Raw genomic sequence first — 14,293 nt, 5'->3', positions numbered from 1 at the left:
GATCACGCCTCCACGCGGCGCAGCTTCTTCAGCGGCGCGAGTTCGCCGGGGAACACGCGCTTCACGCCGTCGCCCATGGCCTGCTCGATGATGCGGATGTCCCGCACCAGGTGCTGCAGCCCCTGCGGCTCAAGAGACGCCGCATGGTCGCTGCCCCACATCGTGCGATCGAGCGTGATGTGCCGCTCGACGGCGACGGCGCCGAGCGCGACAGCGGCGAGCGAGATCTGCAGGCCGGGCTCGTGTCCCGAGTAGCCGATCGGCACGCCGGCGAATCGCTCGCGCAGCGTGCCGATCATGCGCAGGTTCGCCTCTTCGGCGGGAAGCGGGTAGGTGGAGGTCGCGTGCAGCATCACGAGCGGGGAACCGTCGAGCGCCGCAGCAGCCCTGTCGATCTGGTCCATGGTCGACATGCCGGTGGACAGGATGACGGGCTTGCCGGTCGCTCTCATCGCCTCGAGCAGTTCGGAGTCGGTGACCGAGGCGGAGGCGACCTTGTAGGCGCACACGTTGAGGTCTTCGAGGAAGTCGACGGAGGGAACGTCCCACGGGGATGCGAACCAGTCGAGGCCGCGCATCGTGGCGTGATCGCCCAACTCGACGTACTGGTCGCGGTCGAACTCGACCCGGTAGCGGTACTCGAGGTAGGTCATCTCGCCCCACGGCGTCTGCCGCGGCGTGTTCTTCATGTGCTCGGGCGTGGAGATGGCGGGAGTGCGCTTCTGGAACTTGACGGCCTGGGCTCCGGCGTCCGCCGCGACGTCGATGAGGCGCTTGGCGATCTCGACGTCACCGTTGTGGTTGAGGCCGATCTCGCCGATGACGTACACCGGGTTGTCGGTGCCGATGAGGTGGGAGCCGATGCGAACGGAGGTGTCGGTCATGACTGTGCTTTCTGGTCAGGAGCGTGCTGCTCGAGGATGAGGTCTGCAAGCTCGCGCACCGCACCGGCACCGCCGGGGGTGGCGAGCACGTGTCGGGATGCCGCCATCGCCGCGGGGTGCGCGTCGCCGACCGCGAACGGCCAGCCGACGGCACGCAAGGCACCGAGGTCGTTGAGGTCGTTGCCGAGATAGGCGATGTCGGCGAGGGGCACTCCGGCATCCGCGGCCCACCGGCCGAGCGCCGCAGCCTTGTCGTCGATGCCCTGCAGCACCTCGACGCCGAGCTTGGCGCCGCGCGCGCCGACGACCGGGTTTGCCTCGGTGGAGAGGATGACGACGGGGATGCCCGCCTCGCGCAGCAGCCGCACCCCCAGCCCGTCGCGTCTGTTCACCGTCACCGACTCGATGCCGTTCTGGTCGACCTGCACCCTGTCGTCGGTGTGCACCCCGTCGAAGTCGGTCACGACGGCGCGCACCGAGGCAAGACCCGCGAGCTCGTCTCCGAGCTCGCGGCCGAACTCCTGCTCCAGCTCGAACGCCGACGACGCGAGCAGGCTCCGGTCTGCGCCGTGGTCGACGGATGCCCGCGGCGCGGGAATCGCGTCGCAGCCGGCCGACGACGCGGCCACCGACGCGACCGGACGGGGTTGCTGCAGGTGGGCGATGGCATCCGCCACCCGCAGGTCGTGCTCCGTGTCGATGTCGAAGGAGCTCTCGATCACCGCGACGCCGACGCGGCCGAAGAAGCGGTGGCCCGTGCGGCGGAAGCCGGCGGCGTCAAGCACGTAGAAGGCGCCCGTCTCCTGATATTGCGGCTGCAGGTCCTGCCGCATCGGCCGGTACGACGGGTCGTGGTTGACGCCCTCGGCGTCACCGTGCTCGCCCAGCCGCCAGAGAAAGGCGTGCGTCTCGACGGCGGCGAACACGACGTCGTTCTCGCCGCCGGTGACGCGGGCGACTGCCGCGTCGAGGTCCTCGCTTCGGGTGAACGGGCTCGTCGCCTGCATGAAGACGACCACCTCCGGAACCTGGCCGCGCGCCGCGAGCACGTCGAGCGCGTGGGTGACGGCGCTCTCGCTGGATGCCGTGCCGGTCGAGAGCGCGGCCGGCCTGCGCACGACCTCGGCGCCGGCATCCTCGGCGACCGCTGCGATCTCGTCGCCGTCCGTCGAGACGATGACGCGATCGATCGAGGCGGCAGCGAGCGCGGATGCCACGGCTCGCGCGACCAATGGAACCCCGCCGACCTCGCGCAGGTTCTTGCCGCGCACGCCGACGGATCCCGCCCGGGCGGGGATGACGGCGACGACGCGCTCGAGAGTCGACATGGCGCCAAGCTAGGAGCGGCATCCGGCGCATCGGTGGCCCCTGAATGAACAGACAGGAACCGGGCGATGTCATGTGCGGGCGGGTCGGCGCGCGCTCCCGCACAGGGTCGATTGGACCGGATGCCGGGCGTCGGGTAAGCTTGCCGTTTGGTGTCCGCCTTACTGCGGCAGGCATCCGTAGTTGAGCCCTCCACCAGGAGCGTTGCCGTTCATCGAACGCGCAACACCCGACAGGAGCGGGATTCACGACCAACCCAACCACGAGACAAGAAAGCAGCCACTACTGTGACGCGCACTTTCACGCCCAAGGCATCCGAGATCCAGCGCGACTGGGTCATCATCGACGCCACCGATGTCGTGCTCGGCCGCCTGGCCAGCCACACCGCCGCCATTCTGCGCGGCAAGAACAAGCCGACGTTCGCCCCGCACGTCGACACCGGTGACTTCGTCATCATCATCAACGCCGACAAGGTGGCCCTCACCGGCCAGAAGGCGCTGCAGAAGAAGGCCTACCGCCACTCGGGTTACCCGGGCGGTCTGAAGGCCGTCAGCTACTCCGAGCTTCTCGAGAAGAACCCGGTCCGCGCCGTCGAGAAGGCCGTTCGCGGCATGCTGCCGAAGAACACGATCGGCCGCGCCCAGCTGCGCAAGCTCAAGGTCTACACGGGCAGCGAGCACCCGCACGCCGCTCAGCAGCCCAAGACCTACACCTTCGACCAGGTCGCTCAGTAAGCGCCGGCCTCAGCAAACTCTTCTCGACTCAAGACAAGGAATCACCAATCGTGGCGAAGATCTCCGACCAGCTCGAGGCTCAGGACGTGCCGCAGAGCTTCTCGACCGAAACCCCGGCAACCGAGGCGCCCGCCGCCCCGCGTGCCGTTCTCAACGTTCCCGGTGCGGCCGTCGGCCGTCGCAAGCAGGCCATCGCTCGCGTGCGCCTCGTTCCGGGCTCCGGCACCATCACGGTCAACGGCCGTGAGTTCGCCGACTACTTCCCCAACAAGCTGCACCAGCAGCTCATCACCGACCCGTTCAAGGTGCTCGACCTGATCGGCAGCTACGACGTGATCGCCCGCATCACCGGCGGCGGCCCCTCCGGCCAGGCCGGTGCTCTTCGCCTTGCGATCGCCCGCGCGCTGAACGAGATCGACCGCGAGAACAACCGCCCCGCGCTGAAGAAGGCCGGCTTCCTCAGTCGTGACGCTCGCGTGATCGAGCGCAAGAAGGCCGGTCTCAAGAAGGCGCGCAAGGCGCCTCAGTACTCCAAGCGCTGATCCTGCCGACGTAGGCTCTCCCGGGGCGTGCCGCCCGCCCATCCGTCGCGATGGAGCGACGGCGCCCCGGGACACCGCGTCCGCATCGTCGACGCGGATGCCGCACTCGGTGCGGCCCACGAGCACAACGCAGAGAACGCGATGTTCGGCATCGCAATGGCCGTGGTGGATGAGGAGACAGACGCTCAATGGCACGCCTTTTCGGTACGGACGGTGTTCGCGGACTCGCGAACGGACCGCTCACGGCGGATCTGGCGCTCGGCGTCGCCCAGGCCACGGCCGTCGTGCTCGGTCAGGGACGCAGCGCAGACGCGCGTCGTGCCGAGGGCAAACGGCCGGTCGCCGTCGTCGCCCGTGACCCGCGCGTCTCAGGCGAGTTCCTGATCGCCGCCGTCGCCGCGGGGCTGGCGAGCTCCGGCGTCGACGTGCTCGACGCGGGAGTCATCCCGACTCCGGCAGCGGCGTTCCTCATCGCCGACATCGGCGCCGACTTCGGCGTCATGATCTCGGCATCCCACAACCCGGCACCCGACAACGGCATCAAGATCTTCGCCCGCGGCGGCACGAAGCTGCCCGATGTGGTCGAGGACCGCATCGAGGCGGCGCTCAGTCGGCCGAAGCTGACGCCGACGGGGGCGGAGGTGGGGCGCATCCGCCGCTTCTCCGACGCCGAAGACCGTTACGTTCTGCATCTGCTGGCGAGCCTGCCGCACCGGCTCGACGGCATCCACGTGCTCATCGACTGCGCGAACGGCGCGGCTGCAGGCATCTCGCCCGAGGTGTTCACGGATGCCGGTGCTCGCGTCACCGTCATCGGCGACGACCCGGACGGCATCAACATCAATGACGGCGTGGGGTCGACCCACATCGACAAGCTGGCGGAGGCCGTCGTTCAGCATGGCGCCGACGTCGGCATCGCTCACGACGGCGACGCGGACCGCTGCCTCGCGGTGGATGCCGACGGCACCCCGGTCGACGGCGACCAGATCATGGCGATCCTCGCGCTGAGCATGGCCGAGCGCGGCAAGCTGCACGACAACACCCTGGTCACCACGGTGATGAGCAACCTCGGTCTGCGGTTGGCGATGGCCGAGCACGGCATCGACGTCGTGCAGACCAGTGTCGGCGACCGTTACGTGCTCGAGAAGATGAACCAGAACGGCTTCTCGCTCGGCGGTGAGCAGTCCGGACACGTCATCATGAGCGAATTCGCGACGACCGGCGACGGCATCCTCACGGGGCTGCATCTGGTGAGCGAGATGGCGCGCAAAGGCAAGCCGCTGAGCGAGCTCGCCGCGTGCATGACGGTGTATCCGCAGATCCTCGTGAACGTGCGCGGCGTCGACCACCACAGGCTGCACGACGACGAGGTGATCGCCGACGCGGTGAAGTCCGCCGAGCACGAGCTCGGCTCGACGGGGCGTGTTCTGCTGCGTCCGTCGGGCACAGAGCCCATGGTGCGCGTGATGGTCGAGGCCGCAGACCAGGACACCGCCGACCGGCACGCGCACACCCTCGCCGAGGTCGTGCGCGCCCAGCTGGCGCTGTAGCGCGCCGGCTCCGTCCCAGGCCCGCCGCGGCCTCCCTCGAGAGCGTTGGTTCTCTGCACCGAGGGTGTCGGTTCTTGCTCGCGAGAGTGTTGATTCCCGCTCGAGGGTGTCTGTTTCGCTCATCGAAACCGCGAATCTCTCACCGCGAGAGCATGAGTTTCGCCTCGTCGAGCGTCGCCGTTCCAGCGCCCGAGGCTTCGCGGTCTTAGAGCTTGCGCAGCAGCACCGACGACACGGTGTGATCGCTGTCCTTGCGCAGCACGAGCTTCGCGCGCGACCTGGTGGGCCGGATGTTCTGCAGCAGGTTCGGCTCGTTGATCGCGTGCCAGATCGACAGTGCGCGTTCGGTGGCCTGCTCCTCCGTGAGGGTCGCGTACCGGTGGAAGTACGACTTCGGGTCGGCGAAGGCGCCGCGTTGGAGCTTGAGGAACCGCTCGACGTACCACCGCTCGATGTCGGTGGAGCGGGCATCCACGTAGACGCTGAAGTCGAAGAGGTCGCTCACGGCCAGACGGTTGCCGCCGCCGGCGGGCTGCAACACGTTGAGACCCTCGACGATGAGCACGTCGGGGCGCCGCACCACCACCTGTGCGTTGGGCACGATGTCGTAACTGAGGTGCGAGTAGAACGGCGCGCGCACCTCGTCGGCACCGCTCTTCACCGCGGTGACGAAACGCAGCAGTGCTCGGCGGTCGTACGACTCGGGGAAGCCCTTGCGGTCCATGAGGCCGCGCCGCTCGAGCTCGGCGTTCGGCAGCAGGAATCCGTCGGTGGTCACCAGTTGCACGTTGGGCGTCGTCGGCCAGCGGCTGAGCAGTTCGCGCAGCAGGCGAGCAGTGGTCGACTTGCCGACGGCGACCGAGCCCGCGACGCCGATCACGAACGGCGTGCGCGCTGCTCGTTCGCCGAGGAAGTCGCTCGTCACACGGTGCAGGCGCTGCGTGCCGGTCGCGTAGAGGCTGACCAGACGGCTGATCGGCAGATAGACCTCGGCAACCTCGCGCATGTCGAGCGGATCGCCCAGCCCGCGCAGCTGAACGATCTCCAGCTCGGAGAGCGGCTGCGGCGTGCTCTGTGCCAGTTCAGCCCAGTCGGAACGGTCGAGTTCGACGAACGGCGTGATCTGCGCGGACTGCGCCGGACCGTTCCCTGCCATGGGCGACAAGCTTACCGGGGTCGGGGCGGCGTGGATGTCGGCGGCCCGGCACAGCGGGCCCCATCGCGTCAACGGGGCGGCGGGTGGCCCGGCCCGGTGAGATGGCCTCTCCGAGGATGGCGAGTCGCACTCTCCGCAAGGAATGGACGCATGTTCGCGACTCCAAACCTGCACTCTGCGGGAGCAGGAACCCGCACTCTCGGGGAGTGGACCGGTGCGTCGGCGGGGAAGGGCCGCGCCCTCGGAGGAATGGCCGGGCCGCGGTCGCCTAAACTTGCCCGCGATGTGCGGAATCGTCGGATATGTGGGCAGCGACAGGTCGCTGGAGGTCTTGCTCGGCGGACTGAAGCGCCTGGAATACCGCGGATACGACTCCGCCGGCGTCGCCGTGATCGACGCGCGCGACGGCAGCCTCAACGTGGCCAAGCGCGCAGGAAAGCTCGGCGTGCTCGAAGACGAGCTGCAGCGGCATCCCATCGGCAACGGTGCGACCGGGATCGGGCACACGCGCTGGGCGACCCACGGCGGCCCGACCGACCGCAACGCCCACCCGCACCTCGGAGACGACGGCAGGCTGGCCGTCATCCACAACGGCATCATCGAGAACTTCGCCGCGCTGCGCGACGAGCTGCTCGCCGAAGGCTTCGCGTTCACGAGCGAGACCGACACCGAGGTGGCGGCGGTGCTGCTCGGCCGCGAGTACCGCGCGACCGGTGACCTCGTCGAGGCGTTCCGTCGCGTCGTCTCGCGCCTCGACGGCGCGTTCACGCTGCTCGCCGTGCACCAGGAGCAGCCGGGCGTCGTCGTCGGCGCTCGCCGCAACTCGCCGCTGGTCATCGGCCTCGGTGACGGCGAGAACTTCCTCGGCTCGGATGTCGCCGCCTTCGTCGAGCACACCCGTCGCGCCGTCGCGATCGGACAGGACCAGATCGTCGTCATCACCCCCGACGAGGTCGCCGTCACCGACTTCGACGGCGCCGGCGTGGAGGTCGAGCCGTTCGAGGTGGCGTGGGACGCCGCCGCCGCCGAGAAGGGCGGCTGGCCGAGCTTCATGGCCAAGGAGATCGCCGAGGAACCGGATGCCGTCGCCAACACGCTGCGCGGTCGCATCCAAGACGGCGCGGCCGTCATCCCCGAGCTGAGCGACCTCGATGAGCTCCTCACCGGCATCGACCGCATCACGATCATCGCCTGCGGCACCGCGTCGTATGCCGGCCAGGTGGGTGCGTACGCGATCGAGAAGTGGGCGCGCATCCCCGTCGAGGTCGAGCTCAGCCACGAGTTCCGCTACCGCGACCCGGTGATCACGCCGTCGACCCTGGTGGTCTCGATCAGCCAGTCGGGCGAGACGATGGACACGCTCATGGCGGTGAAGTACGCCAAGGATGCCGGCGCCAAGACGCTCTCGATCTGCAACACCCAGGGCGCGACCATCCCGCGCGAGTCAGACGGCGCCGTGTACACGCATGCCGGCCCCGAGGTGGCCGTCGCCTCGACGAAGGCGTTCGTCGCGCAGATCACCGCGCTGTACCTCTTCGGGCTGCACCTCGCGCGGTTGCGCGGAACCCTCACGTCCGCTCAACAGGCGGCGAACCTCGACGAGCTGGCAGACATCCCGGGCAAGCTCGAGCGCGTGCTCGAGTCGAGCGACTCCGTCGCGCAGCTCGCCCGCTGGATGAGCGACACCAGAGCCGTGCTGTTCCTCGGCCGACACGTCGGGTTCCCGATCGCCCTCGAGGGTGCGCTCAAGCTCAAGGAGCTCGCCTACATCCACGCGGAGGGCTTCGCCGCCGGCGAGCTGAAGCACGGCCCGATCGCGCTGATCGAAGCCGGCCAGCCCGTGTTCGTGGTCGTGCCCAGCCCGCGCGGAAGCGACGAGATGCACAAGAAGGTGGTCTCGAACATCCAAGAGATCCGCGCTCGCGGTGCTCGCGTGCTCGCGATCGCCGAAGAGGGCGACGCCGCCGTGCTTCCGTTCGCCGACGAGGTGGTGCGCATCCCACTCGCCGCGCCGCTCTTCGAGCCGCTGCTGGCGGTCATCCCGCTGCAGGTCTTCGCCATGGAGCTCGCAGCGGCCAAGGGCCTCGACGTCGACCAGCCGCGCAACCTGGCCAAGTCGGTCACGGTGGAGTAGACCGTGCCCAGCCCCCGTTCGCCTCGTCGCGTGCCACAACCTGTTCCCGTTCCGGACGTGTGCGTCCGGCCGGGCGGGCGCACACGTCCGGAACGGGTGCGAGTTCGGGTGCGAGTTCGAGGGCAGGGGGCGTCATGATCACGGGGATCGGGGTCGACATCGTCGATCTGGCCCGATTCGACCGGGCGATCACGCGCACGCCGAAGCTCGTTCCGCGTCTGTTCGCCGAGAGCGAACGCGATCTGCCGCTGCACTCGCTCGCCGCCCGCTTCGCCGCCAAGGAGGCCGTCATCAAGGCGCTCGGCAGGGCCGACGTCGTGCGCGCGATCGACATCGAGGTCGTCTCCGACGAGCACGGCAACCCATCGCTGCACCTGCACGGCGCGGTGGCGGAGCTGGCCGCGCAGCGCGGCATCCGGCACTGGCACCTGACCATGACGCACGACGCAGGCGTGGCCTGCGCGTTCGTCGTCGCCGAGACCGAGGACGCACGATGACCGACGCCGCCCCCGATCGCGAGGCCGTCGTCGACCTCGGTGCCGTGCGCCGCAACGTCGAGACGCTGCGCGCCACGATCGGCACCGAGCACACCATCGCCGTCGTCAAGGCCAACGCCTACGGACACGGCGCGGTGCCCGTCGCCCGTGCCGCGCTGGCCGGAGGCGCCGACCGGCTCGGCGTCGCCGACGTCTCCGAAGCGCTCGAACTGCGCGAGGCGGACATCGCGGCGCCGCTGTTGGCCTGGTTGCACGGTGCGCGACCCGACTTCACGAGGACCGTCGAGGCGAACGTCGAACTCGGCATCTCCACGCTCGACCAGCTCGATGCGGCGATCGACGCGGCGAAGAGCACCGGTCGGGTGGCCGTCGTGCACCTCAAGCTCGACACCGGCCTCAGCCGCAACGGTCTGTCCGCGGATGCCTGGCCCACCGCCACCCGCGCCGCTCGCGCAGCAGAGACGGCCGGCCTCGTCCGCGTGGCGGGCGTCTTCAGCCACCTGTCGGGCACCTCGCCCGACGCGGACACTGCGCAGGCCGACGCCCTCGACCGCGGGCTCGCGGACGCGGCCCGCGCCGGCCTCGATCCCGAATTCGTGCACCTGGCGGCCAGCGGCGCGGCGCTGACACTGCCGGGCACCAGGTACAACACGGTGCGGCTCGGCATCTCGATCTACGGGCTCTCGCCGTTCTCCGACCGCGAGCCTGCGGAGTTCGGGCTCACGCCGGCGATGACACTGCGCTCGCGGGTGGTCGCCACCAGGAGCATCCCCGACGGGCAGGGCGTGTCGTACGGGCACACGTACCGCGCGTCCGGCGACACGAACCTCGCCCTCGTGCCCGTCGGATACGCTGACGGCCTGCCGCGGCAGGCCTCGGGAGCAGCGGAGGTCTGGATCGGCGGGGCGCGGCGTCCCGTCGCGGGCCGGGTGGCCATGGATCAGATCGTGGTCGACGTCGACGGCACTCCGGCGTCGGTCGGCGACGAGGTCGTGCTGTTCGGCGACCCGGCGACAGGGGTTCCGTCCGCCGAGGACTGGGCGCGCGCCGCCGGCACGATCGGCTACGACATCGTGACCCGTCTCGGCTCACGGGTGAGGCGCACGTATGTCGGCGAGTGACGGCAGAGGCCCCGCGGCGTCGCAGTTCATCGGCGCGCACACGGTGGCAACGTCGGAGGCCATGGAGGAGTTCGGGCATCTGCTCGGGTCATCCCTGCGCGCCGGCGATCTGCTGGTGCTCACCGGGCCGCTCGGGGCGGGCAAGACGACGCTCACGCGCGGCATCGGCGAGGGGCTGAACGTGCGGGGGCCGGTGACGAGCCCGACATTCGTGCTGGCGCGCACGCATCCCTCGCTCGCCGGCGGCCCACCGCTCGTGCACGTGGACGCCTACCGCCTCGGCTCCGCCCTCGAGCTCGACGACCTCGACATCGACTTCGCCCGCTCGGTCGTCGTGGTGGAGTGGGGCAGCGGCATGCTCGACGGCGTCGCCGAGTCGTGGCTCGACGTGACGATCGAGCGCCCGACCGGCGGCGACGCCTCTTCGGCCGACACCGCGCCGACCGATGCGGATGCCGCTCGCGATGACGACGAGGATGCCGCTCCCGAGGAGCCCCGCACCGTCACGATCACGCCGCACGGCCCGCGCTGGGCCTGAGCCGCACCCGGCTACGCTGAAGGGATGCTCCTCGCCATCGACACCTCGGCAGGCACCTCCGTCGCCGTGGTCGATCGCGACGCCGGCGTGCTCAGCGAGCTGACCACCGCCGACACCATGCGGCACGCCGAGGTGATCGGAGGCATGATCCGGGATGCCCTGGCGCAGGCATCCGTGCCGCCCGCCCGGCTCTCCGGCGTGGTCGCGGGCATGGGGCCGGGGCCGTTCACCGGCCTGCGGGTGGGCATCGCCGCGGCGAAGGCCTTCGCGATCGGAGCGGGCAAGCCGCTGGTGCCGGTCGTCAGTCACGACGCGGTCGCCCTCGAGCGGTACGGCGCAGGACACGTCGGCCCCCTGCTCATCGTCACGGACGCCCGCCGTCGCGAGCTCTACTGGAGCGAGTACGGCGGGGTCGATGAGCACGGCATCCCGCTGCGCACCGGCGGTCCGGGCCTCTCGAAGCCCGACGACGTGCCGCAGGTGCACGGGCGAGGCGGCCGATCAGCGCGATTCGACGCCGCGACGGTCCCGGCCGGCCAGCTCGGACTGCTCGCCGAGTGGCTCTACGAGCACGGCCGCCCGTTCGCCGACGATCGGCCGTTGTACCTGCGCTCGCCCGACGTCACTCCGTCTGCGGGGCCGAAGCGGGTGACCGCATGAGCGAAGCGCTCGCCGACGGCGCGGCCGTTGGCATCCGTCGCGCCACCGAGACCGACCTCGAGGCGATCATGGCGCTCGAGACGTCGATCTTCGTCACGGATGCCTGGTCGCCGGCCATGATGCGCCAGGAACTGCTCGCCCCGTATTCGTACTACCTCGTGATCGAACGCGACGGTGACATCGTCGCCTACTGCGGCCTGCGGGCGGCGCAGGGCGGGGCGGATGCCGACATCCAGACCATCGCCGTCGCTCCCGTCGCGCGTCGTCTCGGCCTCGGCCGCGCGCTGATGCACGCCATGATCGACGAGTCTTCTCGCCGCGGCGCCCACGAGGTGTTCCTCGAGGTGCGCGCCGACAACCCGAGCGCTCAGCACCTGTACGAGTCGCTCGGCTTCGAGGCCATCGCGGTGCGTCCGCGCTACTACCAGCCCGACGACGTCGACGCGATCGTGATGCGGCTCACGCTGGAGGAAGATCGCGGTGAAGCCCGAGGGTTGAGGAGCGCGCCGCAGGTGCGCGTCTCGAAACCCGGCGGCGCGACGGCGCCTCTCGTTCTCGGCATCGAGACCTCGTGCGACGAGACCGGCATCGGCATCGTGCGCGGCACGCAGCTTCTCGCCAATGTGATCGCCTCCAGCATGGACGAGCACGCGCGCTACGGCGGAGTCGTGCCCGAGGTCGCCGCGCGTGCACACCTCGAAGCGCTGGAGCCGACCATCACAGAGGCGGTGCAGAAGGCCGGCATCCGGCTCGATGAGCTCGACGCGGTCGCCGTCACCGCGGGCCCAGGGCTCGCGGGAGCCCTCATGGTGGGCGTCGGTGCGGCGAAGGCGCTCGCCGTGGCTCTCGGCAAGCCGCTCTACGGCGTGAACCATCTCGTGGGGCACGTCGGCGCCGACCTGCTGGATGCCGACGGCGGGCCCGGCCGCGACATCGACCTGCCCACGATCGCACTGCTCGTCTCCGGTGGACACACCTCGCTGCTGCACGTGCGCAGCCTCACCGACGACGTCGAGCTGCTCGGCGAGACCATCGACGATGCGGCGGGGGAGGCATTCGACAAAGTCGCGCGCGTGCTCGGCCTGCCCTACCCTGGCGGCCCGCAGATCGACAGGGTCGCGCTCGACGGCGACCAGAAGGCCATCCGCTTTCCGCGTGGGCTCACCCTGCCGAAAGACATGGCGAAGCACCGCTACGACTTCTCGTTCTCCGGGCTCAAGACCGCCGTCGCCCGCTGGGTGGAGCAGCGGGAGGACGCGGGAGAGCCGGTGCCCGTCGCCGATGTCGCGGCGAGCTTCCGCGAGGCCGTCGCCGACGTGCTGCTGCGCAAGGCGATCGCGGCCTGTGTCGACCGTGAGGTGCCCAGGCTGCTGCTCGGCGGCGGGGTCGTGGCCAACGCACGCGTGCGCCAGTTGGCGCAGGAGCGGGCGGATGCCGCGGGCATCACCCTGCGCATTCCCGCCTTGTCTCTGTGCACCGACAATGGCGCGATGATCGCCGCCCTCGCCGCGCAGCGCATCGCGGCCGGCCACGAACCCAGCACACTCGATTTCGGGGCGGATTCGACGCTGCCGGTCACGGACATCCAGGTCTGACGCGCAGCTCGGAAGAGGGCGAACAACGCCTCAGCGCGGCAGCGGCTGCAACGGATCATCGTCACATCGCGACACGCGCAGAATTTAGATGATTGACACCCTGTCCGTGTCAATGTCAGCATTGGAATACTCAGCTTTCGCTCAGGTTATCCGTGCGTGAGCTTCCACGGCGGACCGAACACCAGGTTGGCCCAGTCGAAAGGATCAGGCACATGTCCGACCCCAACACCCCGCAGACCCCGAACCCTGAGCAGCCGTCGTCGTCGCCGGTTCCGCCGCCTCCCGCGGCGCCCGCGCAGCCTGCTGCCCCGCAGTACGACGCACCGGCAGCTCCGCAGCCGCCGACGCCGCCGCAGCCTGCTGCCCCGCAGCAGCCGGCAGCTCCGCAGTACGGTGGCGCGCCCGCCGCTCCGCAGCAGCCGGCTCAGCAGTACGGTGCGCCGCAGGCACCCGCCGCACCGCAGTACGGCCAGCCCTATGCAGCCGCACCCGCGCAGAAGTCGCCGATCCTGAGCATCCTGTCTCTGGTCGCCGGCATCGTCGGCCTCATCGGTGCGTTCTTCTACTTCGGCGTGCTGTTCGCCATCGCGGCCGTCGTGCTGGGCTTCCTCGGCAGGTCGAAGGAGCCGCAGGCGAAGGGCTTCTGGCTGACGGGCATCATTCTCGGCTTCGTGGCCATCGCGCTCGAGGTCATCGTGATCATCATCGCCGTGGTGGTCTTGGCCTCGATCGGCAGTCAGCTCAGCAGCTACTGACCCACGCGCGCTTCGACCGGAGAGCCGCCCGATCTCGGGCGGCTCTCCGGCTGTCGGCACACATCACCCGCACGGAAGACCTCCAGCACCGAAAGGCAGTCCAGCAATGTCCGATCCGCAGAATCCGCAGAATCCGCAGGAGCCGCAGCAGCCCGCGCCGCCCCAGCAACCGCAGCAGCCCGTGCAGCCGCAGCAGCCCGCGCCGCCCCAGCAACCGCAGCAGCCCGTGCAGCCTCAGCAGCCCGTGCCGCCGCAGGCACCCGTGCCGCCGCAGCCGCCGGTTCCGCCTGCGCCGCAGTACGGCGCTCCGCAGCAGCCGCCGGCGCCGGCATACGGTGCCCAGCAACCTGCGGCCCCGCAGCAACCGTCCGCGCCCGCGTATGGCGCACCGCAGCCGCCCGCACCCCAGTACGGCGCGCCCCAGCAGCCCGCGCCGCAGTACGGGGCCCCGCAATACGGCGCGCAGCAGCCCGCTGCTCCGCAGTACGGTGCGCCCCAGTACGGAGCACCGCAGTACGGCCAGCCCTACGCGCCTGCGCCGTCGAAGTCGCCGATTCTGAGCATCCTCGCCCTCATCGGCGGCATCATCGGTGTCATCTCGCTCGGCTGGGGCGTGATCTTCGGCATCGCCGCCATCGTTCTCGGCTTCCTGGGCAAGTCGCGGGAGCCGCAGGCGAAGGGACTCTGGCTGACCGGCATCATCCTCGGATTCGTGTCGATCGCGCTGATCCTGTTCTGGATCCTGATCATCGTGCTCGGCGCCATCGCGTCGGCGACCTACGACTACGGCTACTGAGCCGT

The 14,293-nt window shown here is 70.0% G+C and carries 14 protein-coding genes and 1 pseudogene; 12 read left to right on the top strand and 3 right to left on the bottom strand.

Annotation, left to right across the window (positions count from 1 at the left end; genetic code table 11):
* Positions 1-2: 2 nt before the first annotated feature.
* Both FPZ11_RS09370 and FPZ11_RS09365 read right to left on the bottom strand, forming a co-directional pair.
* Complete coding sequence (locus FPZ11_RS09370) at positions 3-884, bottom strand: N-acetylneuraminate synthase family protein (protein ID WP_146320305.1); 882 nt, start codon at positions 882-884, stop codon at positions 3-5.
* Positions 881-2,212 carry an acylneuraminate cytidylyltransferase gene (locus FPZ11_RS09365; protein ID WP_146320303.1) on the bottom strand — a complete coding sequence of 444 codons (1,332 nt, stop codon included), beginning with the start codon at positions 2,210-2,212 and terminating at the stop codon, positions 881-883. Before FPZ11_RS09365 ends, FPZ11_RS09370 begins: the two co-directional genes overlap by 4 nt.
* A 285-nt stretch (positions 2,213-2,497) precedes the next feature.
* Here FPZ11_RS09365 and rplM point away from each other — a divergent pair, with 285 nt between their 5' ends.
* From rplM to glmM, 3 genes are all read left to right on the top strand, one after another.
* Positions 2,498-2,944 carry a 50S ribosomal protein L13 gene (rplM, locus tag FPZ11_RS09360; RefSeq protein ID WP_146320301.1) on the top strand — a complete coding sequence of 149 codons (447 nt, stop codon included), beginning with the start codon at positions 2,498-2,500 and terminating at the stop codon, positions 2,942-2,944.
* 50 nt (positions 2,945-2,994) lie between these two features.
* Positions 2,995-3,486, top strand: coding sequence for a 30S ribosomal protein S9 (rpsI, locus tag FPZ11_RS09355; protein ID WP_146320299.1), 492 nt, complete (start codon positions 2,995-2,997; stop codon positions 3,484-3,486).
* A gap of 188 nt (positions 3,487-3,674) precedes the next feature.
* Entirely contained in the window at positions 3,675-5,036 is a 1,362-nt protein-coding gene (glmM, locus tag FPZ11_RS09350; protein WP_146320297.1) for a phosphoglucosamine mutase, read from the top strand.
* A 205-nt stretch (positions 5,037-5,241) separates the two neighbouring features.
* Here the strand turns inward: glmM and coaA are convergent, their stop codons facing one another.
* On the bottom strand, positions 5,242-6,192 hold the full coding sequence (gene coaA / locus FPZ11_RS09345; RefSeq protein ID WP_146320295.1) for a type I pantothenate kinase: 951 nt from the start codon (positions 6,190-6,192) through the stop codon (positions 5,242-5,244).
* Between the two features lie 283 nt (positions 6,193-6,475).
* Between coaA and glmS the strand changes: the two genes are divergently transcribed.
* The 9 genes and pseudogenes from glmS (at position 6,476) to FPZ11_RS09305 (ending at position 14,288) form a co-directional block, all read left to right on the top strand.
* Complete coding sequence (glmS, locus tag FPZ11_RS09340; RefSeq protein WP_146320293.1) at positions 6,476-8,326, top strand: glutamine--fructose-6-phosphate transaminase (isomerizing); 1,851 nt, start codon at positions 6,476-6,478, stop codon at positions 8,324-8,326.
* Between the two features lie 134 nt (positions 8,327-8,460).
* Positions 8,461-8,823 carry a holo-ACP synthase gene (locus tag FPZ11_RS09335; protein WP_146320291.1) on the top strand — a complete coding sequence of 121 codons (363 nt, stop codon included), beginning with the start codon at positions 8,461-8,463 and terminating at the stop codon, positions 8,821-8,823.
* Complete coding sequence (gene alr, locus FPZ11_RS09330) at positions 8,820-9,944, top strand: alanine racemase (protein WP_146320289.1); 1,125 nt, start codon at positions 8,820-8,822, stop codon at positions 9,942-9,944. The genes FPZ11_RS09335 and alr overlap by 4 nt, the downstream gene beginning before the upstream one ends.
* Complete coding sequence (gene tsaE / locus FPZ11_RS09325) at positions 9,931-10,482, top strand: tRNA (adenosine(37)-N6)-threonylcarbamoyltransferase complex ATPase subunit type 1 TsaE (RefSeq protein ID WP_146320287.1); 552 nt, start codon at positions 9,931-9,933, stop codon at positions 10,480-10,482. The genes alr and tsaE overlap by 14 nt, the downstream gene beginning before the upstream one ends.
* Positions 10,483-10,506: 24 nt before the next feature.
* Entirely contained in the window at positions 10,507-11,142 is a 636-nt protein-coding gene (tsaB, locus tag FPZ11_RS09320; protein ID WP_146320285.1) for a tRNA (adenosine(37)-N6)-threonylcarbamoyltransferase complex dimerization subunit type 1 TsaB, read from the top strand.
* Positions 11,139-11,537: pseudogene (gene rimI / locus FPZ11_RS20300) on the top strand (ribosomal protein S18-alanine N-acetyltransferase); the annotation flags it as partial. The gene tsaB and the pseudogene rimI, both read left to right, overlap by 4 nt.
* A gap of 117 nt (positions 11,538-11,654) precedes the next feature.
* Positions 11,655-12,737 (top strand): tRNA (adenosine(37)-N6)-threonylcarbamoyltransferase complex transferase subunit TsaD, encoded by a 1,083-nt coding sequence (gene tsaD, locus FPZ11_RS09315; protein WP_367889443.1) that lies wholly within the window; start codon positions 11,655-11,657, stop codon positions 12,735-12,737.
* A gap of 212 nt (positions 12,738-12,949) precedes the next feature.
* Positions 12,950-13,492 carry a DUF4190 domain-containing protein gene (locus FPZ11_RS09310; protein WP_146320281.1) on the top strand — a complete coding sequence of 181 codons (543 nt, stop codon included), beginning with the start codon at positions 12,950-12,952 and terminating at the stop codon, positions 13,490-13,492.
* Between the two features lie 106 nt (positions 13,493-13,598).
* A complete protein-coding gene (locus FPZ11_RS09305) occupies positions 13,599-14,288 on the top strand; it encodes a DUF4190 domain-containing protein (protein WP_246846612.1) in 690 nt (229 codons plus the stop codon).
* Positions 14,289-14,293: the final 5 nt, after the last annotated feature.

It is taken from the genome of Humibacter ginsenosidimutans (genome assembly GCF_007859675.1).
Classification (GTDB): domain Bacteria; phylum Actinomycetota; class Actinomycetes; order Actinomycetales; family Microbacteriaceae; genus Humibacter; species Humibacter ginsenosidimutans.
This window is presented reverse-complemented; position numbering and strand designations above follow the sequence as displayed.

Excerpts from the sequence above, each read along its gene's own strand:
- FPZ11_RS09370 (WP_146320305.1), bottom strand. The coding sequence starts at position 884 with ATGACCGACACCTCCGTTCGCATCGGCTCCCACCTCATCGGCACCGAC.
- FPZ11_RS09365 (WP_146320303.1), bottom strand. The coding sequence starts at position 2,212 with ATGTCGACTCTCGAGCGCGTCGTCGCCGTCATCCCCGCCCGGGCGGGA.
- glmM (WP_146320297.1), top strand. The coding sequence starts at position 3,675 with ATGGCACGCCTTTTCGGTACGGACGGTGTTCGCGGACTCGCGAACGGA.
- coaA (WP_146320295.1), bottom strand. The coding sequence starts at position 6,192 with ATGGCAGGGAACGGTCCGGCGCAGTCCGCGCAGATCACGCCGTTCGTC.
- glmS (WP_146320293.1), top strand. The coding sequence starts at position 6,476 with ATGTGCGGAATCGTCGGATATGTGGGCAGCGACAGGTCGCTGGAGGTC.
- FPZ11_RS09335 (WP_146320291.1), top strand. The coding sequence starts at position 8,461 with ATGATCACGGGGATCGGGGTCGACATCGTCGATCTGGCCCGATTCGAC.
- alr (WP_146320289.1), top strand. The coding sequence starts at position 8,820 with ATGACCGACGCCGCCCCCGATCGCGAGGCCGTCGTCGACCTCGGTGCC.
- tsaE (WP_146320287.1), top strand. The coding sequence starts at position 9,931 with ATGTCGGCGAGTGACGGCAGAGGCCCCGCGGCGTCGCAGTTCATCGGC.
- tsaB (WP_146320285.1), top strand. The coding sequence starts at position 10,507 with ATGCTCCTCGCCATCGACACCTCGGCAGGCACCTCCGTCGCCGTGGTC.
- FPZ11_RS09310 (WP_146320281.1), top strand. The coding sequence starts at position 12,950 with ATGTCCGACCCCAACACCCCGCAGACCCCGAACCCTGAGCAGCCGTCG.
- FPZ11_RS09305 (WP_246846612.1), top strand. The coding sequence starts at position 13,599 with ATGTCCGATCCGCAGAATCCGCAGAATCCGCAGGAGCCGCAGCAGCCC.